26 protein-coding genes and 1 riboswitch are annotated in these 25,137 nt (G+C 35.2%); of the genes, 9 read left to right on the forward strand and 17 right to left on the reverse strand.

What is annotated here, in order from left to right:
* Positions 1-78 precede the first annotated feature (78 nt).
* Positions 79-1,200 carry a radical SAM/CxCxxxxC motif protein YfkAB gene (gene yfkAB / locus NSS71_RS21470; RefSeq protein ID WP_047941714.1) on the forward strand — a complete coding sequence of 374 codons (1,122 nt, stop codon included), beginning with the start codon at positions 79-81 and terminating at the stop codon, positions 1,198-1,200.
* 289 nt (positions 1,201-1,489) lie between these two features.
* On the opposite strand, the gene NSS71_RS21475 is transcribed toward yfkAB, so the two are convergent.
* The 3 genes from NSS71_RS21475 to cax all read right to left on the reverse strand — a co-directional run bounded on the left by NSS71_RS21475 (position 1,490) and on the right by cax (position 4,504).
* A complete protein-coding gene (locus tag NSS71_RS21475) occupies positions 1,490-2,314 on the reverse strand; it encodes a YfkD famly protein (RefSeq protein WP_047941715.1) in 825 nt (274 codons plus the stop codon).
* Positions 2,315-2,413: 99 nt separating this feature from the next.
* A complete protein-coding gene (locus NSS71_RS21480) occupies positions 2,414-3,028 on the reverse strand; it encodes a YczE/YyaS/YitT family protein (protein WP_047941716.1) in 615 nt (204 codons plus the stop codon).
* 411 nt (positions 3,029-3,439) lie between these two features.
* Positions 3,440-4,504 carry a calcium/proton exchanger gene (gene cax / locus NSS71_RS21485; protein ID WP_061799881.1) on the reverse strand — a complete coding sequence of 355 codons (1,065 nt, stop codon included), beginning with the start codon at positions 4,502-4,504 and terminating at the stop codon, positions 3,440-3,442.
* A 242-nt stretch (positions 4,505-4,746) separates the two neighbouring features.
* Here cax and NSS71_RS21490 point away from each other — a divergent pair, with 242 nt between their 5' ends.
* On the forward strand, positions 4,747-5,922 hold the full coding sequence (locus tag NSS71_RS21490; RefSeq protein WP_144580237.1) for an MFS transporter: 1,176 nt from the start codon (positions 4,747-4,749) through the stop codon (positions 5,920-5,922).
* 175 nt (positions 5,923-6,097) lie between these two features.
* Positions 6,098-8,029, forward strand: coding sequence for a heavy metal translocating P-type ATPase (locus NSS71_RS21495; protein ID WP_095322564.1), 1,932 nt, complete (start codon positions 6,098-6,100; stop codon positions 8,027-8,029).
* Between the two features lie 716 nt (positions 8,030-8,745).
* Here NSS71_RS21495 and NSS71_RS21500 read toward each other — a convergent pair.
* The 3 genes from NSS71_RS21500 to NSS71_RS21510 all read right to left on the reverse strand — a co-directional run bounded on the left by NSS71_RS21500 (position 8,746) and on the right by NSS71_RS21510 (position 10,709).
* Positions 8,746-9,567 carry a YihY/virulence factor BrkB family protein gene (locus NSS71_RS21500; RefSeq protein ID WP_047941720.1) on the reverse strand — a complete coding sequence of 274 codons (822 nt, stop codon included), beginning with the start codon at positions 9,565-9,567 and terminating at the stop codon, positions 8,746-8,748.
* Between the two features lie 225 nt (positions 9,568-9,792).
* Positions 9,793-10,158 (reverse strand): YtxH domain-containing protein, encoded by a 366-nt coding sequence (locus tag NSS71_RS21505; RefSeq protein WP_141231691.1) that lies wholly within the window; start codon positions 10,156-10,158, stop codon positions 9,793-9,795.
* A gap of 77 nt (positions 10,159-10,235) precedes the next feature.
* On the reverse strand, positions 10,236-10,709 hold the full coding sequence (locus NSS71_RS21510) for a low molecular weight protein-tyrosine-phosphatase (protein WP_061799886.1): 474 nt from the start codon (positions 10,707-10,709) through the stop codon (positions 10,236-10,238).
* Between the two features lie 153 nt (positions 10,710-10,862).
* Between NSS71_RS21510 and NSS71_RS21515 the strand changes: the two genes are divergently transcribed.
* The gene (locus NSS71_RS21515) at positions 10,863-11,087 is read left to right on the forward strand and encodes a DUF1128 domain-containing protein (RefSeq protein ID WP_061799888.1); all 225 of its coding nucleotides are present in this window, start codon (positions 10,863-10,865) and stop codon (positions 11,085-11,087) included.
* A gap of 73 nt (positions 11,088-11,160) precedes the next feature.
* Here the strand turns inward: NSS71_RS21515 and map are convergent, their stop codons facing one another.
* The 3 genes from map to treR all read right to left on the reverse strand — a co-directional run bounded on the left by map (position 11,161) and on the right by treR (position 13,488).
* Complete coding sequence (gene map, locus NSS71_RS21520; protein WP_061799891.1) at positions 11,161-11,913, reverse strand: type I methionyl aminopeptidase; 753 nt, start codon at positions 11,911-11,913, stop codon at positions 11,161-11,163.
* Positions 11,914-12,174: 261 nt separating this feature from the next.
* Positions 12,175-12,693, reverse strand: coding sequence for a type 1 glutamine amidotransferase domain-containing protein (locus NSS71_RS21525; RefSeq protein ID WP_061799892.1), 519 nt, complete (start codon positions 12,691-12,693; stop codon positions 12,175-12,177).
* A 78-nt stretch (positions 12,694-12,771) separates the two neighbouring features.
* Positions 12,772-13,488 (reverse strand): trehalose operon repressor, encoded by a 717-nt coding sequence (gene treR / locus NSS71_RS21530; protein ID WP_172867590.1) that lies wholly within the window; start codon positions 13,486-13,488, stop codon positions 12,772-12,774.
* A 286-nt stretch (positions 13,489-13,774) separates the two neighbouring features.
* On the opposite strand from treR, the gene NSS71_RS21535 reads away from it, so the two are divergent.
* Positions 13,775-14,098 carry a helix-turn-helix domain-containing protein gene (locus NSS71_RS21535; RefSeq protein ID WP_047941727.1) on the forward strand — a complete coding sequence of 108 codons (324 nt, stop codon included), beginning with the start codon at positions 13,775-13,777 and terminating at the stop codon, positions 14,096-14,098.
* 157 nt (positions 14,099-14,255) lie between these two features.
* On the opposite strand, the gene NSS71_RS21540 is transcribed toward NSS71_RS21535, so the two are convergent.
* Together NSS71_RS21540 and NSS71_RS21545 are read right to left on the reverse strand one after the other, a co-directional pair.
* Positions 14,256-14,405, reverse strand: a complete 150-nt coding sequence (locus NSS71_RS21540; protein ID WP_082138297.1) for an anti-repressor SinI family protein — start codon at positions 14,403-14,405, stop codon at positions 14,256-14,258.
* 32 nt (positions 14,406-14,437) lie between these two features.
* Positions 14,438-14,523: riboswitch (cyclic di-GMP riboswitch) on the reverse strand.
* Between the two features lie 195 nt (positions 14,524-14,718).
* Complete coding sequence (locus tag NSS71_RS21545) at positions 14,719-14,928, reverse strand: hypothetical protein (RefSeq protein ID WP_341152028.1); 210 nt, start codon at positions 14,926-14,928, stop codon at positions 14,719-14,721.
* 317 nt (positions 14,929-15,245) lie between these two features.
* Between NSS71_RS21545 and NSS71_RS21550 the strand changes: the two genes are divergently transcribed.
* Positions 15,246-15,575: a helix-turn-helix domain-containing protein gene (locus tag NSS71_RS21550; RefSeq protein ID WP_251687955.1), complete on the forward strand. Its 330-nt coding sequence runs from the start codon at positions 15,246-15,248 to the stop codon at positions 15,573-15,575.
* 176 nt (positions 15,576-15,751) lie between these two features.
* Here the strand turns inward: NSS71_RS21550 and NSS71_RS21555 are convergent, their stop codons facing one another.
* The 5 genes from NSS71_RS21555 to NSS71_RS21575 all read right to left on the reverse strand — a co-directional run bounded on the left by NSS71_RS21555 (position 15,752) and on the right by NSS71_RS21575 (position 20,186).
* Entirely contained in the window at positions 15,752-16,663 is a 912-nt protein-coding gene (locus tag NSS71_RS21555; RefSeq protein WP_047941729.1) for a pseudouridine-5'-phosphate glycosidase, read from the reverse strand.
* 1 nt (position 16,664) lies between these two features.
* The gene (locus tag NSS71_RS21560; RefSeq protein ID WP_047941730.1) at positions 16,665-17,780 is read right to left on the reverse strand and encodes a carbohydrate kinase; all 1,116 of its coding nucleotides are present in this window, start codon (positions 17,778-17,780) and stop codon (positions 16,665-16,667) included.
* A gap of 205 nt (positions 17,781-17,985) precedes the next feature.
* Positions 17,986-18,792 (reverse strand): flagellar motor protein MotB, encoded by an 807-nt coding sequence (gene motB, locus NSS71_RS21565; protein ID WP_095259152.1) that lies wholly within the window; start codon positions 18,790-18,792, stop codon positions 17,986-17,988.
* Entirely contained in the window at positions 18,785-19,585 is an 801-nt protein-coding gene (gene motA, locus NSS71_RS21570; RefSeq protein ID WP_047941732.1) for a flagellar motor stator protein MotA, read from the reverse strand. Before motA ends, motB begins: the two co-directional genes overlap by 8 nt.
* Positions 19,586-19,805: 220 nt before the next feature.
* Positions 19,806-20,186 (reverse strand): DnaJ family domain-containing protein, encoded by a 381-nt coding sequence (locus tag NSS71_RS21575; protein ID WP_047941733.1) that lies wholly within the window; start codon positions 20,184-20,186, stop codon positions 19,806-19,808.
* A gap of 113 nt (positions 20,187-20,299) precedes the next feature.
* On the opposite strand from NSS71_RS21575, the gene NSS71_RS21580 reads away from it, so the two are divergent.
* Both NSS71_RS21580 and NSS71_RS21585 read left to right on the forward strand, forming a co-directional pair.
* Entirely contained in the window at positions 20,300-20,458 is a 159-nt protein-coding gene (locus NSS71_RS21580; protein ID WP_162837578.1) for a hypothetical protein, read from the forward strand.
* A gap of 306 nt (positions 20,459-20,764) precedes the next feature.
* Entirely contained in the window at positions 20,765-22,846 is a 2,082-nt protein-coding gene (locus NSS71_RS21585; RefSeq protein WP_341152029.1) for a DNA topoisomerase III, read from the forward strand.
* Positions 22,847-22,996: 150 nt separating this feature from the next.
* On the opposite strand, the gene pgmB is transcribed toward NSS71_RS21585, so the two are convergent.
* Complete coding sequence (pgmB, locus tag NSS71_RS21590; protein ID WP_047941735.1) at positions 22,997-23,662, reverse strand: beta-phosphoglucomutase; 666 nt, start codon at positions 23,660-23,662, stop codon at positions 22,997-22,999.
* 213 nt (positions 23,663-23,875) lie between these two features.
* Between pgmB and NSS71_RS21595 the strand changes: the two genes are divergently transcribed.
* The gene (locus tag NSS71_RS21595) at positions 23,876-25,108 is read left to right on the forward strand and encodes an aminopeptidase (protein WP_341152030.1); all 1,233 of its coding nucleotides are present in this window, start codon (positions 23,876-23,878) and stop codon (positions 25,106-25,108) included.
* The last annotated feature ends 29 nt before the right edge of the window (positions 25,109-25,137 follow it).

The raw sequence follows: 25,137 nt of genomic DNA on the forward strand, positions 1-25,137 counted from the left end.
TAACAATGGAAAAAAGCATTCTATACCTTTTTTACACATAGATATAGTTTAACTATTTATTTTATAAAGGAGCTTATAATGATTACTGAAAAAAACATAATTTCTCCAAGCATTGATCCTTGGGAAGCTTATATGGATATGGAGCAGCATGGAAAATTAACCTTATCTAACATTGAATTTACTACAACAACCTTATGTAATATGCGCTGCGAGCATTGTGCTGTTGGTTATACTCTTCAACCAAAAGACCCGAATGCTTTACCGATTGATTTATTACTAAAAAAACTGGATGAAATTCCGCATCTACGCTCACTAAGTATTACTGGCGGAGAGCCAATGATGAGCCGAAAATCTGTAGAAAATTATGTGGTCCCTCTTTTTAAATATGCACATAGCCGCGGAGTAAAAACACAGTTAAATTCAAATTTAACACTAGGTCTGGACCGTTACGAACCCGTAATTCCTTATTTAGATGTGCTGCATATTTCTCATAACTGGGGAACAGAAGAGGAATTTGCAGAACGAGGTTTTGCGATGATGACAAGAAAACCAACTTACGAACAAAGAGGGAAGCTATTTAACAACATTATTACAAATAGTAGAGCTTTAGTAGAAGCTGGGGTAGTTGTCTCTGCCGAAACCATGCTAAATAAGCGTACACTCCCATATTTAGAGCATATCCACCGGCAAATTGTTGAAGAGATGAAATGTCAAAGACACGAGATTCACCCTATGTACCCTTCAGATTTCGCTTCTGCTTTAGAAACATTATCACTAGATGAAATTCGTGACAGCATCAATCACCTTCTCGATATTCGCGATGAAAATGTGTGGATGCTATTTGGTACCCTTCCATTTTATCCGTGTAATACGAAAGAAGAAGATCTACAGTTATTAAATCGCCTTTATTCTAGCAAAAATGTTACAGTTCGAAACGATCCTGATGGTCGTTCTCGTTTAAACGTTAATATTTTTACTGGAGATGTAATTGTTACTGATTTCGGTGACACTCCAGCACTTGGCAATATTCAAACAGATCATTTAGAAGATATCTTCCAAAAATGGCTATCCACTGATTTAGCTCGTTCGCTAAATTGTCATTGTCCTGCTGTTAAATGCCTTGGACCAAATGTCCTTGTAAAAAACAGTTACTATCAAGATGTGGATTTTACAACAAGAAAAGCAGTAATTAGTCGATAATAAAAAGTAGTGTCCATTGATAGTTGATGGACACTTTTTATTGTGCGTTGTGGGCGTTTTTGCAAGATGATTTTGTACTATTGGTATATGTTTACGGTAAGGAGAAATGCTGTTTTTCTTTTTGGCTTATGAACACCATTTTTTCCAATTATTCCCTCCTTATTTAACTTTTCATCCTCCATAAAAAAGCCACTTTCTCCGATCCACTCTCTATTCCTGTTCGCTCCCCAACACCTTCTCCTAACAAAAAAAAAGACTGACATCCATAGTCAGCCTTTTATCCATCCATTTATTTCGGTTTTTCGCTTGCGCTAAATTCAAAGGAAATATGATCTTGGACGGGAATCCATGCACCAATTCCTTGAGAAGTTACATTTTTAACTATAATGGATTTTTTGCTACCTTTAAGCATCATGTATACTTCACCATATGTCACTTTTCCTTTTTCATTAACTGCAGGTGCATAACCGTATAAATATCCAAGTCTTTTAGCTGGGATATTGTATACTTGGTCCTTTTTCGTTCCTGTTCCAACCACTGTTTCAAAAGCAAGAGATAATCCTGAATTTTGAGCTGCTTTTACAAGCATCATTTTCTTCACTTGTTCTGCATTGGGAATTTTTGCAGTTAAGCCGCCCCTAATTTTTTTCTGTGATTCTTGCACATAATGGATCTGGTAGGATGATTTCCCACCACGATTATCATAGAAATTGGTATTTATTTTCTGATACTCCCAATTTGGCGCCGTTTCTGTTGACTCATAGTTAAGCGGCCATTGTCCTAAATAGACAATTGCTTTATAGCCAAGAGCAAATGGCGTACTATTAACCGTAGACTCATTCAACATACGAATCAAATCTGGATTATCGATTTTCACTTTAGAAGAATTAATAAGCTGCTGTGTTAACTCACTAGGTTGTAGCTTAGGCACATCCTGTGTTGGGTTTGGATACGTATTTTCCTTCGTTATATTCATAACTGCATTAGGTATGGTAATAATTTTGGATTTCGGTGGACTTTCTTCTTTTTCTTTCTCTTTTGCTTTTTCCGCATATGTGAACATTGGAAGCATTAAGAAAAAAGATAAAAGCACAATTATTATTTTCTTGTACATAGCAATTTGAACTCCCTTCAAATAATCATCCATCACTATGATTATTTTTTTCGGAGTTCATCAAGATTATCCATTATAAAATAATTTTTTTCTTTCCTTCTATTTAATTACAAATTTTCCCGTCAGCTTAGAACAGTATGGATGGAAAAATTGAATAGCTGGACCAAGTCCAAAAGCAATGATTAAGGTACCAAGCCCAATAGGTCCTTTTACTAAAAAAGCGAACAATAAAGCAAGTATTTCTCCAATTAGCTTAGCCATCATAAGATTGACTCCATATCTCTCCTGAATGGTAACCATAAAATCATCAATGGGATTTAAAGGAAATTCTGACTGTAAGTAGAGAGCAATCCCTAGACCAACAATAATTAACCCAGCAATAAGTAAAAGTAATTGACTCATAAACATAAAATAATGAAGACGATTAACAAGATGCGCCATCCAAAAATCAACAAAAAAGCCAAGAATAAACACGGTTGCAAGAGATAATAAATTTGGTCTTTTTCGTAAAAGAAAAGCATTAACAAATATAAGGAGGATACCTACAATAACAATCCAGCTTCCGATTGTTAATCCTACCAAATGAGACAGGCCTACATTAAGAGCATCCCAAGGACCAGCTCCTAAATTAGCCTTAATAGTCAACGTTGCCCCAAACGCTAATATAAAAAGCCCGCCAACGTACAAAAGCCATCGATAAAACAATGACGACATACATTAAACCCCTTTCTCCACCCATCCTCTTACTTTCATTCATATGCATACGAAACTTAAAACTTGTCCTTTATCCTTAAAAATAAATAATCAGAATATTTACATTTATTAAATATTATTGTATAATAAGATCATCAAATAAAAGGAGGGCAGCTATTTAGATCGCTTGGATTTTAGTAAAGGAGGAAAATATAAACCTTTGAATATTCATCAATCAGAATGTAATCCACATTACAAAAGGAAAAGAGGTTGGTGATCCGATGGAAGCGACATGATAGATTCCCTAAACAACATATTTAAATCAACGAATACTTAAAATTTATTATCGAAAAATAAAGAGGTGAATAAGAAAAAGAGGCCTAGCCGTTGTAAAGAAAACGGCTAGGCCTTGTTTTTCTAAATTATATAGTCTTAAAGCAAATAAAACCCAATTCCCATAATCGCATAAGCTGCCAGTAAGGTTGCTCCCTCAAACCAGTTTGTCTCTCCATCATTTGAAATACTTACCATTAGCAATACAGCTGTTACCATACTAATAAGTTCTGGCAGCGTAAAGACTAATGATAATCCACTTGGGAAAAACAAGGAAATTAATACTAATAACGGTGCAACAAACATCGCAATTTGCAACGTTGAACCAATCGCAATTTCAACCGCTATGTCCATTTTGTTCTTGTATGCCATTACGACAGCAGAAGCATGTTCTGCAGCATTTCCTACAATCGCCACAATAATGATCCCGATAAATAACTCAGACCAGCCAAAGGATTCTGCAACTACCTCGAAAGTATGTACTAGGTTTTCTGACACATAAGCAACTGCTAGTGTTGCAATCGCCAAAATAGCAATACTTTTTTTCACAGACCATTCTGGAGTTTCCTCATGAGCATGACCGTGGTCTCCACTCTTTTCCACTTGATAAACCCCGCGATGAGTTACTAATTTAAATAAAAGTGCTGCTAAATACAATACAATTAAAATAATAGCGATCCCAATACTTAATGAAAATGTTTTTCCTTCACCCATATTCATCGTGAAAACTTCAGGAATAACAAACGCAACGATAACGGCGAAAATCAGTAGTCCTGAGTTATGACGAGCATCAAAAACATTAAATTGCTGTCTCTTATACTTTAACCCGCCGATAAAAAAGGACAACCCAGCTACAAGCAATAGATTCCCCAGCACAGATCCAGTTAAGGATGCTAATACTACTTCTGTTAACCCCTCACGTAAAGCAAATATAGCAATTATTAATTCTACAGCATTCCCAAAAGTAGCATTTAATAATCCACCAATTCGAGGGCCAGCGACAATAGCTAAGCTTTCTGTTGCTCTCCCCATAAAACTCGATAACGCGATGATGGTAAGACAGTAAATAACAAACATAAGAATGCTTGACCAATGTAACAAGGAACCTATTATCGATAATGGAACCCCAATAAATGCTGCAATCATAAATATTTTATTAACCATTTTTTCGCTTCCTTTCACTATCACCTTCATTTATTTTTCCCATCCGGCTGGAGGCTAAACTTATTATACAGCTACTTTCCCTAAATATAACCAATTTTCAAGAAATTTTACTGCTTTAGGAAAAGAAAAATAATATTCTTACTTCTCAAAAAAAATCTATTGCAATACTGTTCAATCCCCTTTAACATCATTTAGGGAGACTAAATATAAACCCAATGTAAGGAAAAAATAAGGAGTATATTATGAACAGTAAAAAATTTGCCGTATTAATTAGCATTGTCAGTATTTCTGGATTTAGTCAAGGAATGCTGCTTCCATTAATAGCAGTTATTTTTGAAAGTGATGGTCTTTCTTCCAGTTTAAATGGCTTAAATGCAGTGGGACTGTATATAGGGATTCTGCTAATCTCTCCTTTTATGGAACATCCCTTGCGTAAATATGGGTATAAACCCGTTATCGTTTTTGGCGGGTTGGTTGTTATTGTTGCACTAGCGCTTTTTCCAGTGTGGAAATCCTTTTGGTTCTGGTTCCTTCTTCGTTTATTTATTGGTATTGGAGATCACTCTCTCCATTTTGCAACCCAAACATGGATTACTACCGCTTCACCAAAGGAGAAACGCGGACGCAATATTTCACTATACGGTGTATTCTTTGGGATTGGATTTGCAGTGGGACCATTGTTAACACCCTTAGTAAAAATAAATGAGTCGCTGCCATTTATTCTTTCATCTATTATGTGCTTTATCGCATGGATCTTTATTCTCTGGATTAAAAATGATTTTCCAGAACAAACAGTAGAAACCAATTCATTTCTCGATACAATGAAACGCTTTTCTAGTGCTATGAAGTATGCATGGATTGCTTTTCTTCCACCGCTTGCCTATGGATTCTTAGAATCAAGCTTAAACTCTAGTTTTCCTGTGTATGGATTAAGAATTGAATTAAGTGTCGTCCAGATTTCTCTCTTGCTTACCGCCTTTTCGATCGGAGCCATTGTCTTTCAGCTTCCTTTAGGAATGATTAGTGATAAATTTGGCAGAAGACAGACACTTATAACGATTTTAATTATCGGTACTGCCTGCTTTTCTTTCGCAAGCCTATTAGAAGCTTATTTAATCGGCCTTATCATCTGTCTCTTCCTCGCAGGAATGGCAGTTGGCTCTACCTTCTCTTTAGGCATTAGCTATATGACCGATTTAGTTCCATCTAATCTTCTGCCGACTGGAAATCTTCTTTGTGGAATGGCCTTTAGTGTTGGAAGTCTCATTGGTCCATATTTGGGAGGATTGTTTATTCAATATTTCCAGCATATAAGCTACTTTGTAGTGATTGCTGTTATCTTATTTATTGTTGGTTTGATTATTTTCCTTTTCGGGAAAAAAGAAATGAAAAATCAATATTTAGCAGAAGCAAAATGATACCTGGTTCATACAATATGTGGTAAGATTATCTTATAAAACTAAATATCAAAAAATTATTTTTATTCGGGTATTTATGCTGTCACCTTTCTAGGTGGCAGCTTTCGTGTTTTTTAAGGGTATTGAACTTGATTCTCGCTCTCAATAAGAATGGTTAACAAAGGAGGAAAAACGAATGTCTACAGAAACAGAATTAAAAACCTATATCGAAACAAAGCTAGAAGCAGAGCCTACTCTATTTGCCAAGCTATCTCCTCATCTCGAATTAATTGCTGCAGGGATAAGCGGAATTTTCATTGTAAGCGGCTGGATTTTACACCACTTTCATTATTCTTCTATGTCTATCCTAGCCTACTTACTTGCTTTTGTGATTGGCGGCTATGCAAAGGCGAAAGAGGGAATTAGCGAAACGATTGAAAATAAAGAATTAAATGTCGAAATGCTCATGATTTTTGCAGCAATTGGTTCTGCTATTATTGGATATTGGGCAGAAGGAGCGATATTAATATTTATCTTTGCTGTAAGTGGAGCATTAGAGACTTATACTATGAATAAGAGCAATAAAGAAATATCTGCTCTTATGAAATTGCAGCCAGAAGAAGCTGTCCGAATCCTGCCTGATGGCCAAGAGCAAGTGGTTCCAGTATCATCTCTTTCTGTCTCCGATATCATTTTAATTAAACCAGGTGAAAGAGTACCTGTGGATGGAAAGATTATTAAGGGAACTACAGCAATTGATGAAGCAGCTATCACCGGTGAGTCTATTCCATTATCTAAGGGAATTAATGATGAAGTATTTGCTGGTACCGTAAATATAAGCGGGTCGATTACCGTCACCCTGACCAAACATGCAGACGAAACTCTTTTCCAAAAAATTATTACATTGATTCAATCAGCACAAAGTGAGAAATCCCCTTCGCAAGCCTTTATCGAAAAGTTCGAAGGTGCCTATGTCAAAATTGTATTAACTATTGTTGTCCTATTAATGTTCCTTCCCCATTTCCTTTTAGGGTGGTCATGGAATGAAACTTTTTATCGAGCAATGATTTTTTTAGTCGTGGCCTCTCCTTGCGCCTTAGTTGCAAGCATTATGCCAGCCACATTATCAGCGATTTCTAATGGAGCAAGAGCTGGCATCCTTTTTAAAGGTGGCGTTCACCTAGAAAATCTTGCGCATGTAAAAGCAATTGCTTTTGACAAAACAGGAACATTAACAAAAGGAAAACCGGTTGTAACAGATGTCCTGGTTGATCAACATTTTTCAGAGAAAGAAATTATTCAAATAACAGCTAGCATTGAAAGCCATTCAAATCACCCACTTGCAAAAGCAATTGTCCAATACGCTAAGCTGAAATATCAAGAAACATTCCCACAGCCAGAAAGCATTCAAGATAATTCAGGCTGGGGTGTTACAGCCCTTTTGAATAATGCCGAATGGCGGATCGGAAAAGCTGCTTTTGTAGGCGAAAAGGAAGCAAAGGCTTTCCAACAAGGAAAATATGATCAGTTATCAAAAGAAGGAAAAACAACTGTATTTATAAAAAAAGATGCCGATGTGATTGCGTTAATTGCATTAAAGGATATTGTAAGAGAAGAATCGAAAGAAGCTATTAACCGTTTAAAGGAAAATGGTATTTATACGGTTATGGTAACAGGAGATAATGAAAAAACAGCAAAAGCCATCGCCCAAGAAAGCTATGTAGAGGACTATATTGCTGAATGCTTACCAGAAAAGAAAGTAACCTCTATTAAAGAGTTAAAAGAGCGATATGAAATCGTGGCTATGGTAGGAGATGGAATTAATGATGCACCAGCTCTCGCCACAGCAAATGTCGGCATTGCCATGGGCGAAGGTACAGATGTTGCTTTGGAAACAGCGGATGTTGTTTTAATGAAAAATGATTTACCTAAAATTGCTGATGCCATTCAACTATCTAAACGGATGAATCGCATTATTAAACAAAATATTATCTTTTCTATTTCGGTCATTATGCTCTTAATTATTTCCAACTTCCTGCAAATCGTTGCCCTTCCTTTTGGTGTTATTGGACATGAAGGCAGCACCATCTTGGTTATTTTAAATAGCTTGCGGTTATTAAAAGGATAAGCAACTCGGCGGAGGAATGTGGATACATGTTGGCTGATATTTTCTAGTTTGGCTGATTTCTCCTTCCGGTTGGCTGATATTTTCTAATTTTGGCTGATTTCTCCTTCCGGTTGGCTGATATTTTCTAGTTTGGCTGATTTCTCTTTCCGGTTGGCTGATATTTTCTGGTTTTGGCTGATTTCTCCTTCCGGTTGGCTGATATTTTCTAATTTTGGCTGATTTCTCCTTCCGGTTGGCTGATATTTTTACTTTTCAGCTAATTCTCTTGCTCGATTGGCCAGATATATTCAATTATCCACTATTTCCTAGCCCAATTAGTGATTTTTTTTATAAGAGAACCATTTAATTGGCTAAGCTGTATATGAGTCATCATTAATTCCCCCACACTGTTTTCGTCACTGCTAACATTGTTACCAAAAGGAATTAATGGACCAAACACAAATTAGCTAATTTTCCCAATTAATATTACTATCCTTTATTACGCCAAGCAAAAGGCCTTCAAGGTGTAATCCTTGAAGGCCTTTTGGTTAATGGTAGCCGTTTGATCCGTTGGCAGAACCAGATGTTTTATGCTTAGGCTTGCTTTTCCCTTTTTGTTTTGTCCCGCCATCTTTTTTTGTATGTTTTGTCATTTTAAATTCCCCCTTATTAAAATGTTTCCCCTCTAATAGTTTGTTCTTTTTACATTCTTTTATAGAGGTAAATAACGGATACACTTAACAAGGTTCTTTCTTTCTTTCCGTGAAATAAGCATTAATCTCGCCGCCAATAATAATAATAATACCTGTTATATAGAACCAAATCATTAGAACTATAATCGTTCCGATACTTCCATATGTTGCCGAATAATTACTAAAGTTCCCTACATAATAAGAGAAGGCTAAAGAAGCGACTACCCAGCCAATTGCAGCGAAAATGGCTCCTGGAATAGCGGAAATACATTTTAGTTTTTTATTCGGTGCAATCCAATAAAGAGCAAGAAACACAATAAATAGAATGATGGGGGATGCAAGAAATCTTAAAGTATTCCATAAGGATAAAAATTCATCCGTTAAATTAAATTGTGAAAATAAAAACATCCCTATTTGTTCTCCAAAAACCGGCAATAGCAAAGCAACTACTACTACAGCAATCATTCCAAGTGTCAGTAAAATAGACATACCTCTTGCTACTATAAAAGATCTTGTTTCTTCCACATCATACGCTTTATTTAACGCCTTTACGATAGCATTTAAACCGTTTGAAGCAGACCATATTGTCGCAATGATACCAAATGATAATAAACTAACATTTCTGCTGAGTACCTGATCAATATTAGATTCAATCGTATTCATAATGTCGCCAGGAGCAAATCCTTCCACTAATCCTAATAAGTCTTCCTTCGTAATAGGAAGATACGGAAGAAGAGTCATCACAAAAATAAGTAATGGGAAAATTGACAAAAGGAAATAATAGGATAATTGGGCTGCCAGATCAAATACATTATCTTGTTGAATTTTCTTGATAAGAACCTTTATAAATGGAATTACGCCTCCCATACAAAATCACCGTCCTAACAGTTCTTTTATGTATGTCTATTGCCCTTTATCGTGTAAATAAAAACCTGTTCACTAATTAGAAAAGACATTAGCCCTTTCTAGCATATGTTCTCATAGTATGTAATGGGAGGCAGCCTAAAGCATCTCCCCTCTTCTAATGTAAAAAATTCCAAATAAAGAGATGGGTACATAGGCTGCTATCCCTGTCAAAACCATTCTTACTGGCTATTCTGGCTTAGGTAAATATTGTATGCTGGAAACAAGCGTTTTTTCCTGATTTCTCGTATTCCCGCTTGAGAAAGCTTCCTTTGTATCTCGGATAATACCAGCAACGACTGGTGTTATTCCTTTCAGTTCTTCTAACTGTTTTTTAACAAATGCAGCATCGTCCGAAATTTTCAGGGCTGAATTCTTTATTTTTTCGGAAGTTAGATTCAAGCTAGATGTCATTTGATCCAAATCTGTTACAGTATCTTTCGCATGCTGTAAAGTTGTTACCGCATGTTGTCTTGTATGTCTGTCCAATAAGCTAATAGCTGTTCCAATAAGACTGCCGATAAAAAGACCTTTTGTCATACTTATTTTCATCATCCCTGCCACCTCTCCAAATTATTTGGCTATTACAGCCCCAATTTTGTAAAACAAGCTTGAAGGATGGCTATTATTGCTTATAAGGAATATTTTTGCTTAATCTCTCGTAACAGACCTTCACAGCCATCCTTCACTAAGGCAAACACCTCTTCAAAATTGCCGGTATAATATGGGTCTGGTACTTCTTTTCCCGCAGCGTGGTCTGTATAATCCATTAACAAACGGACTTTTGTGCCGTCTAACATTTCATTAAGCTTTTTAATATTTGCTATATTACTGTTATCCATTGCAATTAGATAATCAAATTCTTCTAAATCCTTATCCGCCAATTGACGGGCAAAAATACCTGCATCCTTGATTTTATTCACTTTAAGAATATCTCTTGTTCCCTGGTGAGGCGGATTACCAGTATGCCATCCGCCGGTTCCAGCCGAATCACAAATAATACTTTCTTGCAATCCTTCCTTTTCGACTAAGTCACGGAATACTGCCTCCGCCATAGGAGAACGGCAAATATTTCCTAAGCAAATAAATAAAACACGTATTTTCATTTTTATTTTCCTCCATTTTTCTATTTACATACTTTTTTTACTTACCAGTTCGCAAAAAGCACTTTATTTAATGATACATCTCTATATTGACATTTCTATGTTTGCATGAAAAGATGAATAGAACAACTTTATTGTCCAGGAAAGGGGAAAGGTATGAATTTAGATAATAAAACAACAGAAAATGTGAATTTCATGATTGAAAAAATAAAAGAAAAATTAAAAGTATTGAACATAGGTGCCATTAAATCCACCCATTTTGATGAAGATCTATATGATGACATTAAAGAAATTTATGAGCATGTGATGAAACGAGACTCCTTTAGTCCAAATGAAATGCAGGCACTCGCTGAAGAGCTTGGAAACTTGCGAAAACAATAACTTGATTTAGAAAAAATAATCAGTGGGTGAGTGCCCACTGAGTTCTTTTAATGCCATAGGACAACGAATACCATTAAACATCTTGATCGGTAAGTATAACAGGACCCTCTTTTGTGATAGCAATGGTATGCTCATATTGTGCTGAGTGCCTTCCATCTATCGTTCTTGCCGTCCATCCATTATTATCCATTTTCATTTTATAATCACCAACATTAACCATTGGCTCAATTGTAAATACCATTCCTTCTTTGATACGAGGCCCTTTGCCTGCTAAACCAAAATGAGGTACTTCTGGTTTTTCATGTATTACTTTGCCAATACCATGACCGATAAAATCTCTCACAACAGAAAAACCTTGTTCTTCTACATATTGTTGAATAGCGAATCCAATATCCCCGATTCGATTGCCAACCTTCGCCTGTTCAATACCTATATAGAGGGCTTTTTTTGTAACATCCATCAGTTTTTGCAATTCAGCTGATACTTCTCCAACTGCATATGTCCAGGCAGAGTCAGCCAAAGCACCATTATAATTAACAACCATGTCAATGGTTACGATATCTCCTTTTTTTAGAGGCTCATTTCTTGGAAAACCGTGACAAATTTCATCATTTATACTGGCACAAGTTGCATATGGATAATCACGATATCCTTTTTGTTCAGGAGTGGCTCCCATTTCTGCTAAATAAGCTTCCACCTTTTGATCAATTTCCAATGTTGTAATCCCTGGTTTTATCATCTTGGCAATCATTTTATGACAACCAACTAGAATCTCACCAGCCTTCTTCATTTGTTCTATTTCTCGTTTTGATTTTAATACAATCATGTCCAAGCCTTCTTCCTATCTAAAATTACCGCTAAGAATGAACACAAATAGAATTTTTTCTACTCCTCTTTTTATATTAGCGGTTCATTAAGTATGTTATCTTAACATTATGAGTTGATTGCAGCCAAAAAAACAATTTATCTCTTCTTAAGATTAACACAAAAAAAGAGCCTATACCTACTCCAACTCATGATAAAAAGATTATATTCCCCTTACCATAAATCTGTGTAGGTACAGACTCTTTCCATTATTTATATTTCTTTATTTATTTAAAAGCTTTAATGATTCACGATTAAAGGCAGGGATATCTTCTGGCGTTCTGCTTGTTACCAATTGGTCCCCACATACCACAACCTCTTCATCCTTAAAAGTAACACCTGCGTATTCCATGTCCACTTTGATTGATTTATAGCCAGTGGCATTTCTACCTTCTAGCGCTTTAGCAGTAATGAGCAGCTGCGGTCCATGACAAATTGCAAAAACAGGTTTTTTTGCATCCATAAACGCTTTTGTAAAGGCCACAACTCGATCATCGACACGGAGCTGGTCAGGAGAAAATCCACCTGGAATGAATAATGCATCGAATTCATCAGGGGAAACCTCATCTATTCCTTTATCAATTGTCACAGAGGCTTCTTTTTGTTTTCCTTCCACTGTTTTACCAGCTTCTAGTTCAATTGTTACAACTTCATGCCCAGCTTCTTTATAAGCCTTAGCCGGTTCTGTGTACTCAGAGTCCTCAAACATATCAGTAATTAAAGTAGCAATTTTTTTACTCATATATAGCATCTCCTTTTTCTATTTTCTATAAGTAACGTTCCCCATAGAATGAAAATAAAACATGCTAGGACCATTTTTTCACGCCTCGTTTCTTCTTGCAAAATCAACAAATCGGAATTTATCTGGTCGATGTCGCGACTCTGTAAATTGAAATAAAGTAGCATTTTCAAAATATATGTAGTTTTTAACTACTACGATCGAATGAAATCCTTCTAAATCTAATAGGTTATAGTCTTCTTCTGTAGGCTCTTCTACTGTAAATTCTTTTTTCGCAAAGCTAATTTTTAAATTTAACTGTTTCTCAATATAATCAAAAATAGAGTTTTTACATATTTCCTCTGTTAATCCCGGAACATATTTTTCGACAATATAATCCTTATCTAAAATGATACGTTCTTGATTAATTTCTCTTACACGAAAAACTTCCCAGATAGAATCGTCCTTGTTTAACTGCATTTCCTTTTGCAAAAAAGAAGATGGTTGTTTATTCGTAAAGCTTTCAATAATTGTGACAGAGGAATGTCCCATTTTATCCGCTAATTCCTTAAAGCTAACTAGCCCGGAGATTGGAAATTGCAGTTTTTCTAAATCAAGCACTAAAGAACCTTTACCTCTGAGCTTTTGAATATATCCTTTTTGCGATAAAATATTTAAAGCCTTACGAATTGTTTCTCTAGATGTGTTATACTGCTCAGCTAATTCATTTTCAGATGGCAAAATAGTATCGGGTGGATACTTTCCATTTCTTATCGCAGCTTCTAATTCCTCGAATATCATATAATATTTATTCAACATGAAATTCACCAACATTTTCAAATTATTCGTTACCATTCTACTCTTTTTCAGACAAATTGTCTAAAAAGGATTGAAAAATGAATAAAAAAATGTTTCAGTGTATGTAGAAAAGGGTAAGCACTATAAGATATATTTCAATATTGTGAACATACTTTTAGAAAAATCTTTTACACATCAATGGTTTATAAGCATAATGGATAGAACAATTCGTTCTTTATATGGAACTTTTTATCTATAAATGCTATGATAAATATACATACCGTAAAGAGTGAAAGTGAGTGAGCGTATGATTGGGGATCGTGTAAAACAGCTACGTTTAGAGAAGAGAATGTCCTTATCAGAATTAGCTGAACAAGCAGGAGTTGCAAAATCTTATTTAAGTTCCTTGGAAAGAAATTTACAATCCAATCCATCGATTCAGTTTTTAGAAAAAATAGCAGCTGTTTTCAATATACCAGTCGATCATTTAATCAATGATCAACAGAATAAGGATGAATTAGATTCTGAATGGTTAAAAATTGTAAAAGAGGCAATGGATTCCGGGGTATCAAAAAAAGAATTCCGTGAATTTTTGGAATTTAACAGATGGAGACTGGAACAAAAAAAATAGTACGTTTTCCACTTATATGGCTAAAATAAGTTATTAGATTTTTTCCATTTCAAAAGAGGTTATCTACATTGAATACTTTTCCATTATTGTCAAGTATTCAATGTAGAGATATCTTTTTTGTCCATTTTTTAGACAATCATTTTCTATATACAAATGTTTATTTCGGATTTTCCTGAATTAAGTAATCCTTCTCACTTCGCAAAAATTCTCTTACTTCTTGCAAATTCATTCCAATATTTTTGGCTTCATTAATTAATTGAATCCATTCTGAATCCAATTCTTCGGTAAAAAGTTGACTATTAATCACTTAATTCTTCCCTCCCAAAAATACATTTGTATTTTGGCAGTCCGGCCATCATTGTTTTAAGACATTAGATCCGTGACTTTGCGTCCCAAACTTTCGTATTGGTTTGCCTTTTACATTTACCTTTTCTCGTATTCTTTACTGTTTTCTCATTATATCGCTTTTCCTCATGAAATGATGCAGTAATTTGTCATAAAATTAGGATAAATTACTAAAATATTTCTCCTTGTTTCTACAAAAAATGTTGATTACAGCGAATCTTATCGAATTAATCATACTTATGCATTATTTACAGATTTCTCTTAAGTCAGGAGCACTACTTATCTTGTCTTCTATCATAATATTGTGTTTGATAGCTTTTTAGCACTTTTTTAAAAGAATAATTAATATGAATTTGTTCAAATGTAATCGCATCAAAAAAAGGATATTCCGTTAAGTCATTTTGGCATATAGGACAAATCCACCTGCCTCGTTCATTACTACTATACGATGGTCTATTGCATATATCACAGTTTTTTCTATACATTTTCCACCCTCTTCCTTTTTCTTTTTGGTTTCTTATGCTGAAATAATTGTTACTGATTTAGTTCATTTATTATCTCTTTAGTTAAATTATAATGTTATAAAACACAACAATGTTCTTAGTAAAGAACTTTTCCATAAGTATAGTGCAAAACTATCATTTTTGAAAATTCCAAAATCAACCGTTTTTTCTTTTTAACGAACGATTATCATTCTTTTCCTCACAATAACTCCTTTTATCTAGCTTTTTCATATTTTATATTCACAATATCGTTCGTTATAATGAAATTACATTTCTTATGTGATAAGGAGAATATTGTTATGTTGGTTGGAGAAAAAATAAAGACATTAAGAATAAAAAAGGGCTTTTCTATTAATGAACTTTCCGACAAATCCGGTGTTTCCAAATCTTATTTAAGCTATATTGAAAGAGGAATTCAAAAGAACCCCTCTCTTCAAGTATTAACGAAACTTTCCCACACTCTTGAGACAAATGTAGAGGAACTACTAGACAATAATTATACAGTGATTGATGGAATCGATGAGGACTGGATGAGTTTAGTAGAGGAGGCAATAGAAGAAGGAATTACAAAAGAAGATTTTGCTGGCATTCTTGAATATGTTAAATTTAAAAAAAGACAAGAGAACTAGAAAAAAGGAAGCCTTCTCTATTAATGGCAATAGCGAATGGCCTCCCTCCATTGGAGTTTATGTGTACTCTTCCTGTTTCGTTTTTCTAATAAACATTCTTTCATCAAAAAGACTATTCAAAGAGAATGCTACTACCGATTTGGAAGCGATATTCTTACTTCGAATAGTCTTATTTCTTATTTATTTAACTCTACTGCTATTTTTGAGCCCACCTCTGCATTGTTTTTGACTAATGCAATATTAGCAACTAGGCTTGTTCCTTCTGTTAACTCTTTGACACGACTTAATAAGAATGGAGTTACTTTTTTACCTGTAATATGATTTTCTTTTGCTTCTTGGAGTGCCTTTTCAATAATTTCTGTAATGTATTTTTCATCGAGAGCATCTTTTTCTGGAATTGGATTAGCGATCACTACCCCGCCATCTAGTCCTAATGCCCATTTTGTTTGGATCATATCTGCTGCTTCTTTTGGATCTTCTACTGAGAAATTCACTTCAAATGGACTCGTTCTTGTATAAAAAGCAGGAAGAGACTTTGTTCCATATCCTACAACTGGAACACCATATGTTTCAAGATATTCTAGCGTTAATCCAATATCTAATATTGATTTGGCTCCCGCGCAAACAACCGCTACGCTTGTTTTAGCAAGTTCTTGTAAATCCGCAGAAATATCCATTGTATGCTCTGCTTCTCTATGAACGCCGCCAATTCCGCCAGTTACAAACACTTTAATTCCTGCAAGTTCTGCGCAAATCATGGTAGCAGCTACAGTTGTTGCCCCATTCTTTTTACCAGCGATCAAATATGGTAAATCACGTCTGCTTGCTTTCTCAATATTATCGCTTTTAGCTAAAAATTCAATTTCATCTTCTGATAAACCAATTTTTATTTTCCCTTCTATTATTGCAATGGTTGCAGGAACTGCGCCATTTTTACGAATAATATCTTCTACCTCTTTAGCAGTTTCCACATTTTGAGGATAAGGCATTCCATGGGAAATAATAGTCGATTCTAAGGCTACAATCGGTAGATTATTTTTCTTTGCTTCTAATACTTCTTTTGAGAATTCTAGCCATTCTGTTTTCATGTTATATGCTCCTTTTTGCAAAGTATTTTCCAAATAGTTCTTGTAATTTTTTATTATTTAATAACGGATTTACTGTTTGATTCGATTGAAGGGTTATGTTTGAGCAAGTAATACCGATTTTACAAGCATCTTCCGTGTTTAGGCCTTTAATATGAGAATACATTATACCTGAAACAAGGGAATCACCAGCACCTGTTACATCGACTACTTCTGCTTCTGGAGGTAGGATCACACCAGCTTCCCCCAATTTAGTAAAATAGATAAGGCCTTTATCTCCCCGTGTAATAACTACTTTTTCAACACCTTTTTCGAGAATTATTTCAGCTGCTTTAAAGAAGTCTCCTTCTTCTTTTATTTTTATTCCTGCTAGTACCTCTGCCTCATCTCTGTTTGCAATCAACCAAGTAACTCCATGCAGATCTTCTGGCAGCTTTCGTACTTTTGGTGCCGATACAGGCGTAATACACAATGCCATTTGTTCTTGCCTGCATCTGATGATAATATGCTCCAATACTTCTGCTGAAAAATTAGTGTCAAGAATAACTAATTCTGATGTTGCAATATACCCCCACTTTTTATCGATTATATCTTTATCAATGCTGTCATATATAGACATATCTGCTAAAGCAACGGCAAGTTCACCATCAGATTTCAATAAGGCTGTATAAGTCCCCGTACGATAAAGATTAGACAAAAGAGATGGAGTGATATCTGCATAGTTTTTGGTATTCTCTAATAGCCATTCCCCTTCATGATCATCTCCCACAATAGTAAATAAAGAAGTTTCGAGTCCCAATCGTCCTAAATTCTCTGCAATATTTCTTGCGACCCCACCAGGTGACTGACTTGTAGATGCTGGATTAGAGGTACCGTACTGAATGGTCTCCTCTGCTTGAACTTTACGATCAACATTGGCTCCTCCAATACAAATAACTTCTTTCTTTTTTGGTAATACATAAGCTCTACCTAGTAGTTTCCCTTCTTTTGTTAAAGAAGAAATATAGCCTGCTACCGCAGAACGGGATAAGCCCATTTTCTCAGCTATTTCATTTTGAGTAACAAAGGGATTTTCTTTAATCAGCTGAAGAATAAAAATCTCTTTATCATTCACTTCCATCTCCCCCTCAAATAAAGTGAAACTGCCATTGGTTAGAAGTAGAAATGAGTTATCTCTATTTCTAACAAAACATTTGTCTTTATTATAAACTTTTGTCCGATGAACAACAAGACTTTATTCATTTTTACGAAAACTTTATTTATTTGTTGATTTAGTCTTCTTTTTTAATAAGATTTCTAGATCAAAAAAAGAAGACTATCCATTGTTAGTCTTCTTTTGCAACTCTTGGTTCAATTAAAATATCTACTCTTCTATTTTTTGCTCTTCCTGCAGAACTATCATTACTAGCAATAGGCTGAAACTCGCCGTATCCTTTCGCACTAAATGATTTAGGATCTAATTTCTTGTTTTCAAGAAGTAATTTCATGAAATTCAGTGCTCTTGTCACACTTAGTTCCCAGTTGGACTCATAACTTGAATTACTGATTGGAACATTGTCTGTATGTCCACTTATAATAATGCTTCGCGGTGGATCCATCACAAGTAAATTGGCAATTTCAGAAACAACTTTTCTGTCCTTATTTCGAACTTCAGCACTTCCAGAAGCAAAGAGTACATTATCTCTAATTGAAACATGCAAACCTTCATCTGTCAGTTCCGTATCCAGCTTATTCCCTAATTTATTCTTAGCAATATAGGCATTTACCTTCTGTTGAATCTCTAATAATTCTTGTTTATCTTGCTGCTCTTGTAATTCTTTTAGCTCTTTTTCACTAAGATTTTTTTTATCCTTTTTGTCTTCCTTTTTCTCTTGGTCAGCCAAATCAACATCTGTAGTTTCACTATTCATTGACGGTGCAGGACTAGGATATTCGAAAATACCTGTCCCTCCTTGTAATTCTCTATTAAAAGCTTCTGCTATTTCAGAGAATTTTTTTGCGTCAACAGAACTCATGCCATATAAAACGATAAATAAAGCCAACAATAAAGTAAGGATATCGGCATAAGGAACAAGCCAAGATTCGTCTACATGCTCCTCATGATGTACTTTCTTTTTTTTCTTTTTACTCATTCGTATTCACACTACTTTCGCTTTCTTCCAGAAATTGTCTTCTTTCTGAAACAGGTAAATACGATGCAAGCTTCTGTTCAATTACCCTAGGCGCCTCTCCTTCTAGAATAGAAAGAACCCCTTCTATCATCAAATATTTTTGACTTGCTTCCACGTGTGATTTTCTCTTCAGTTTATTTGCAAATGGATGCCATAAAACGTATCCCGTAAATATCCCCATTAAAGTAGCAACAAACGCAGCACTAATAGCATGTCCAAGTGCTTCAGCATCAGACATATTTCCTAATGCAGCAATCAGCCCAATTACTGCTCCTAGTACTCCCAATGTAGGAGCATAAGTACCTGCTTGCGTAAAAATTAGTGCTCCTGAACGATGTCTCTCTTCCATTGCTTCTATTTCTTCTGTTAATACATCTCTAATATACTCTGCACTTTGTCCATCTACAGACAAAGATAAGCCATTTCTTAAAAATGGATCTTCAATTTCATCTGTTTTTGCTTCTAATGCAAGAAGTCCTTCTTTTCTAGCTAATTGTGCCCACTCTGAAAACAAGCGGATTAACTCTTTCGTATCCTGCACTTTCTGCTCCTTAAACAAGATGCCGAATAACTTTGGAACTCGTTTAATTTCTGAAGCAGGAAAGGCAATAACTACTGCTGCCACTGTACCTACTAAAATAATTAGAATAGCCGCTGGATTCAATAATACTGCAGGGCTGACACCTTTAAATACCATTCCAACTCCAACAGCAATAATAGCAAGTATAATTCCTATCAAGGAAGTTTTATCCATCATTTTCACCTATCTTATTCCAAAATTTCGATTCTCTGTCTTACCTTTTTTTTCGACATTTCTCTTCAAATTTTTAGTTTTATTTCATGTAAATTTCGTAAACTTCATGAATCATGACGATAGTCCTGCTTTTTAATAAAAAAAAGGTGATATTTTCATCACCTTTTTTTGAAATATAAGTGAAAAACCTATATTTGAATTAAAACCGTAACTACTATCATCATTTCGGAAAAAATTTATTCTCAACCTTTTTCTGATATCCAGAGAAAGGTTGAGAATGACTTCCTGCTGTACGTTCTTTCATCATTTTACGGAAGCGCAATAATTTTTCATTATATTTTCTTTGTAAAACTAATTTTTCTTCTTCTGTCTCACAGGAACGAATTAAATCTTCCATGGACAGTAATTCTTGTCTAATCTTATCTTCTTCTAATGAATATCCAGCATTCTTGAGAACACGATAAGCCATTCGCAATTCTTCTGGTACAGATGCTAAGCTATCCTTTGGGAGCGGTTTTCCGAACCCGGGAAGATGGTTAAACTCCCCGTCTTTATATGCTTTTTTTATTTTATCTTCTGAAACAAGAAACGAAAAATCCATTCATCCATCCCCTCCTGTTTTCAATAAATCTATTTCCATTATACAATTTCCACTTCTCGTCGGTATAGGATGAGCGATTTTTATAAAAAATAGAAAAGAAAGGGGTGTTATTATTGGCACGTGGAGAACATTTCAATCATAAGAAGAAACACCATCCAGGTCCGCTTCCAAAGGATACAAGAAAACATACACATACAGAGGATGCTCCTGGCGATGAAGAATTTATCGTAACACAGGAAGCTTTTAAAAACCGAATCGAAGAAGAAGAATAAATCCAAGCAATAGACGGCGTTCTCGACCATTCGAAAAGGGCGCCGTCCTCCTTTTCCCCCAAAAAGTGGTCCCCTTTATTTTCTTATACGTTCGAAATAGGTCATCATATGCTTCGCCTTTATATTCAGCAAAAGCTCACTATTTCCCACTCCCCTTCTTCTCTCATGTTATACTAGAAAGTATCGTATGACTAATAAAACGATGATTATCAAGAAGAGTACGGTTGGCTTTCTTACTTGAAAATGAATAACAGAATCTACTTCTTTTATTCAAGACAGCTAAAATTTCTATTGGAAGGTGTTTAAATGAAATCTCTTGTGTTATGTGAAAAGCCAAGTGTTGCTAGAGAAATTGCAAGAGTGCTTGGTTGCAATAAATCCACTAAAAATTATTTAGAATCAGATAAATATATAGTGACTTGGGCTTTAGGCCATTTAATTGAATTAAAAATGCCTGAGCATTATGATCCTAAATTTAAAAATTGGAATTTAGATGATTTACCAATTATTCCACAAAAAATGGAATTAAAAGTGATGAAGCAAACCAGTCATCAATATAAAGCCATTGAACAGCTAGCAAAAAGAAAAGATATTAAAGATTGCATTATCGCCACAGATGCAGGGCGTGAAGGAGAATTAGTTGCTCGTTGGATTTTAGAAAAGATCCGATTTAACAAACCAACTAAACGTTTATGGATATCTTCACAAACAGACCGAGCAATAAAGGATGGCTTTAAACAACTAAAGCCTGGAAAAGACTATGATCGCTTATATCAATCCGCTGTGTGTAGAGCACAAGCAGATTGGCTAATCGGATTAAATGTTTCTAGAGCCTTAACAACAAAATTCAATGATCCATTGTCAGCAGGGCGTGTTCAAACCCCCACTTTATCAATGGTTCTAGAGAGAGAAAAGGAAATTCAATCCTTTGTTCCAAAAGAATATTGGACCATCACTGCACAAATAGATTCTCTACAAGCAAAATATGAAAAGAATCAAGAGAGAAGAATCTTTTCAAAAGAAACGGCAGAAAAAATTGTCGCCAATACTAAAGGAAAACCAGCAGTTGTTGAAACACTAACCGTAAAAGAAAAAACAGAACAACAGCCATTGCCTTATGATTTAACAGAGCTCCAGCGAGACGCAAACCGTCGATTCGGCTTCTCTGCCAAAAAGACGTTAAATGTCCTGCAGAAGCTATACGAGCAACATAAACTTGTCACCTATCCAAGAACGGATTCACGATATTTAACGACAGATATGAAGAATACGATGATTGATCGCATCGAAAGTATTTCTGGAGCATTTAAAGAAGAAGTTCAACCTGTCTTACGTAACAAGGGGAAGGTCGAAGCCAATAATGTGTTTAATAATAATAAGGTATCTGACCACCATGCCATTATCCCCACTGAGCAGCCTGTATTTTTAAACCGATTAGATAATGAAGAAGTAAAAATTTATGATTTAATCGTAAAAAGATTTTTGACACTATTTTACCCAAAATATAAGTACGAAATTATTTCTACAACATTAAACATTAATGGAGCTTCATTTGTCGCTCAAGAAACAAATATATTAGAGTTAGGTTTTAAAGCATTAGACTCTCGCAAAACAGATTCTTCTAAAAGTCTACAGCTTCAAAAGGGGCAACAATTAAAAGTCCAATCTGTAAATTTGGAGCAAAAATTTACGGAAGCCCCATCTCGTTTTACAGAAGCTGATATTCTGGGGAAAATGGAAAAATTCGGACTGGGTACTCCAGCTACACGTGCTGAAATTATTGAAAGATTGCTTTCATCTGAGGTATTAGAAAGGCAAAATGGGAAATTACATTCTACCTCCAAAGGAAAACAGCTCATCAATCTCGTTAATGATGATTTGACTACTCCCGATTTAACGGCAAAATGGGAGCAAGAGTTAGAGGATATCGCTAAAGGAAAGGCAAATCCTCATCAATTTATGGAACAAATTAAAGAGCAGACAAAACGATTTGTCCGGGAAATAAAACAAAGTGAGAAATCGTATAAGATGCACAATCTCACTGGCTCCAAATGTCCTGAATGTGAATCTTTCCTAAAGGAAAAAAATACAAAAAACGGAAAAATTCTTGTATGCTCCAGTATGGATTGTTCTTTTAGTAAAAGAAAAGATCCTAAACTTTCGAACAAGCGTTGTCCACAATGCCATAAAAAAATGGAAATCCATAATGGAGTGGCCGGTACCTATTTCCAATGCAGAAACTGCAATGTTGTGGAAAAAGCTACAGACCGTAAAAAGACCATTAACAAAAGAGAAGAACGGAAACTTGTTCAGAAATACAGTAAAGACGAAAGCTTTGGAAATAGTCTAGGAGATTTATTAAAAGCCGCGATGAAAAAAGACCATTAAAAGCTATAAGGCTGTTATATTCGCATTCCAGCTATTAATTACTCCAATATCATCCGGATAATTTCGGATGATATTTTTTATGTAATTTGCTACTATTACAAGCCGTTCACACTACTCTTTGCTTCCATGAATAAGTTTCCCTCTTTTTCTTCATCGATTATTAAACTTTTCTAATAAAGTTTTCGCACTTAGCTCTCTAGTGGAAGCAACCTGCCAATCCGCTTTTGCAAAAACATCTCCTTGTCCTATCCCGACAGAAAACATAGGCGTTTGTAAAATACCACTCAAGCCTGCTTGTCCATCCTCTATAGCAGCACACTCATGATAATCGATCCCTAAGCAATCTGCTGCTGTTAAAAATATTTCTGGATCTGGTTTTCCTTTTTTCAGAGAATGTGGGTCTACTATGCAGTCGAACCAGTCTCTTATTCCAAAACGCTCCAATAAAAAAGGTGCATTGGAGCTAGAGGATGCAATCCCAAATTTAATCCCCATTTCCCTAAGTTCTTTCAAAAATTCATACATTCCTGGCAGCATATTTTCTACTGTGAATTCTGCAATTAAAGCTTTATAATAATCACTCTTGCGATTTCCTAACATTTCCTTTTCTTTATCCGTAAATACTTTATCTGTTTGTGCAACTAAGTCGTCAATTAGCACCTTTCGAGGAACACCTTGATATCTTAAGTTATCTTCTCTAGTAAAGGAGACCCCAATCTCCAACGCCATTTTTTTTGTTGCTTCGTAATATAAAGGAACAGTATCTGCTATAACACCATCAAAATCAAAGATAACTGCTTGTAACCGATTAGTCATAAAAACCTCCTATAAATAAAAAAACAATAATATCTATTCTATCAAAAATGCATATTATTTGTTTCCCTCGCGCTAAGATCAATTATTATCCTAATGTTATGATCAATCAGTTTATTTCTCTTTCTAAAAAAGCTACAATAGAAGCAGCATCCATTCCAAATTGGGATTCATGTTATACATAGAGCTAACCGCTTATAGAAAAGGAGAATAAAAATGAGTACATTTCAAGAAAATCTACAAAAATATGCAGAACTCGCAGTAAAAGTCGGTGTAAATATCCAAAAAGGACAAACGCTTGTTATTAATACATCCATTGAATCAGCAGAGTTTGTTCGTCTTGTCGTAAAAGAAGCTTACCAAATTGGCGCAAGTAATGTTGTAGTCAATTGGAGTGATGATTTCGTTACTCGTACTAAATACGAATTGGCACCAGATGAAGCATTTAAAGAATATCCTGAATTTAGAGCAAAAGAGACGATTGCACTTGCAGAAGAAGGGGCAGCCTTCATGTCAGTAGTATCTTCTAGTCCAGACCTTTTAAAAGGGATTGATTCTGAACGAATTAGTAACTTCCAAAAAGCTTCTGGTACAGCTTTAAGCCAATTCCGAAAATATGTACAGTCCGACAAAGTAAGCTGGACCGTAATTGCTGTTCCATCCAAAGCTTGGGCAAATCTTGTTTTCCCAGATGCCCCTGAAAACAGCAGAGTTGAGTTACTATGGGATGCTATATTTAAGGCTATTCGAGTAGATCAAGCTGATCCAATCCAAGCATGGAAAGAACATGATAAAACACTTCATACAAAAGTGGATTACTTAAATGAAAAAGCATACAAACAGCTTCATTATACAGCTCCAGGTACAGATTTAACGATTGAACTTCCAGAAGGACATCTATGGTGCGGTGCAGGATCCATCAATGAAAAAGGTTTTGAATTCATGGCAAATATGCCGACTGAAGAAGTCTTCACTGTTCCACATAAAAAAGGAGTAAATGGAACTGTATCAAGCACAAAGCCTTTAAGCTATGGCGGAAACATTATTAATAATTTCTCCGTAACCTTTAAAGATGGTCGAATTATCGATGTGAAGGCAGAAGAAGGGGAAGAAATTCTTCGTCAATTAGTTGAAACAGATGAAGGTTCTCATTATCTTGGAGAAGTAGCTTTAGTACCACATCGTTCACCTATTTCTCAATCAAATATTCTTTACTACAATACTTTATTTGATGAAAATGCTTCAAATCACTTAGCAATCGGAAGTGCATATGCATTCTGTATTGAAGGTGGAAAAAAGATGTCAAGTGAAGAACTAGCTGAAAAAAGTCTAAACGATAGTATTACACATGTCGACTTTATGATAGGTTCAGACAAAATGAATATTGACGGTATTACCACAGACGGAAAAGTAGAAGCAGTATTCCGCAATGGAGACTGGGCATTTTAATTTTTAGTAACCAAGTTCAATAAGGATGT

Source organism: Niallia sp. FSL W8-0951 (assembly GCF_038006525.1).
GTDB lineage: Bacteria > Bacillota > Bacilli > Bacillales > Cytobacillaceae > Niallia > Niallia circulans.

Bases quoted from the DNA above. Each gene is read 5' to 3' on its own strand.
- yfkAB (WP_047941714.1), top strand. From the start codon at position 79: ATGATTACTGAAAAAAACATAATTTCTCCAAGCATTGATCCTTGGGAA.
- NSS71_RS21475 (WP_047941715.1), bottom strand. From the start codon at position 2,314: ATGTACAAGAAAATAATAATTGTGCTTTTATCTTTTTTCTTAATGCTT.
- NSS71_RS21480 (WP_047941716.1), bottom strand. From the start codon at position 3,028: ATGTCGTCATTGTTTTATCGATGGCTTTTGTACGTTGGCGGGCTTTTT.
- cax (WP_061799881.1), bottom strand. From the start codon at position 4,504: ATGGTTAATAAAATATTTATGATTGCAGCATTTATTGGGGTTCCATTA.
- NSS71_RS21490 (WP_144580237.1), top strand. From the start codon at position 4,747: ATGAACAGTAAAAAATTTGCCGTATTAATTAGCATTGTCAGTATTTCT.
- NSS71_RS21495 (WP_095322564.1), top strand. From the start codon at position 6,098: ATGTCTACAGAAACAGAATTAAAAACCTATATCGAAACAAAGCTAGAA.
- NSS71_RS21500 (WP_047941720.1), bottom strand. From the start codon at position 9,567: ATGGGAGGCGTAATTCCATTTATAAAGGTTCTTATCAAGAAAATTCAA.
- NSS71_RS21505 (WP_141231691.1), bottom strand. From the start codon at position 10,158: ATGATGAAAATAAGTATGACAAAAGGTCTTTTTATCGGCAGTCTTATT.
- NSS71_RS21510 (WP_061799886.1), bottom strand. From the start codon at position 10,709: ATGAAAATACGTGTTTTATTTATTTGCTTAGGAAATATTTGCCGTTCT.
- NSS71_RS21515 (WP_061799888.1), top strand. From the start codon at position 10,863: ATGAATTTAGATAATAAAACAACAGAAAATGTGAATTTCATGATTGAA.
- map (WP_061799891.1), bottom strand. From the start codon at position 11,913: ATGATTGTATTAAAATCAAAACGAGAAATAGAACAAATGAAGAAGGCT.
- NSS71_RS21525 (WP_061799892.1), bottom strand. From the start codon at position 12,693: ATGAGTAAAAAAATTGCTACTTTAATTACTGATATGTTTGAGGACTCT.
- treR (WP_172867590.1), bottom strand. From the start codon at position 13,488: ATGTTGAATAAATATTATATGATATTCGAGGAATTAGAAGCTGCGATA.
- NSS71_RS21535 (WP_047941727.1), top strand. From the start codon at position 13,775: ATGATTGGGGATCGTGTAAAACAGCTACGTTTAGAGAAGAGAATGTCC.
- NSS71_RS21545 (WP_341152028.1), bottom strand. From the start codon at position 14,928: ATGTATAGAAAAAACTGTGATATATGCAATAGACCATCGTATAGTAGT.
- NSS71_RS21550 (WP_251687955.1), top strand. From the start codon at position 15,246: ATGTTGGTTGGAGAAAAAATAAAGACATTAAGAATAAAAAAGGGCTTT.
- NSS71_RS21555 (WP_047941729.1), bottom strand. From the start codon at position 16,663: ATGAAAACAGAATGGCTAGAATTCTCAAAAGAAGTATTAGAAGCAAAG.
- NSS71_RS21560 (WP_047941730.1), bottom strand. From the start codon at position 17,780: ATGGAAGTGAATGATAAAGAGATTTTTATTCTTCAGCTGATTAAAGAA.
- motB (WP_095259152.1), bottom strand. From the start codon at position 18,792: ATGAGTAAAAAGAAAAAAAAGAAAGTACATCATGAGGAGCATGTAGAC.
- motA (WP_047941732.1), bottom strand. From the start codon at position 19,585: ATGGATAAAACTTCCTTGATAGGAATTATACTTGCTATTATTGCTGTT.
- NSS71_RS21575 (WP_047941733.1), bottom strand. From the start codon at position 20,186: ATGGATTTTTCGTTTCTTGTTTCAGAAGATAAAATAAAAAAAGCATAT.
- NSS71_RS21585 (WP_341152029.1), top strand. From the start codon at position 20,765: ATGAAATCTCTTGTGTTATGTGAAAAGCCAAGTGTTGCTAGAGAAATT.
- pgmB (WP_047941735.1), bottom strand. From the start codon at position 23,662: ATGACTAATCGGTTACAAGCAGTTATCTTTGATTTTGATGGTGTTATA.
- NSS71_RS21595 (WP_341152030.1), top strand. From the start codon at position 23,876: ATGAGTACATTTCAAGAAAATCTACAAAAATATGCAGAACTCGCAGTA.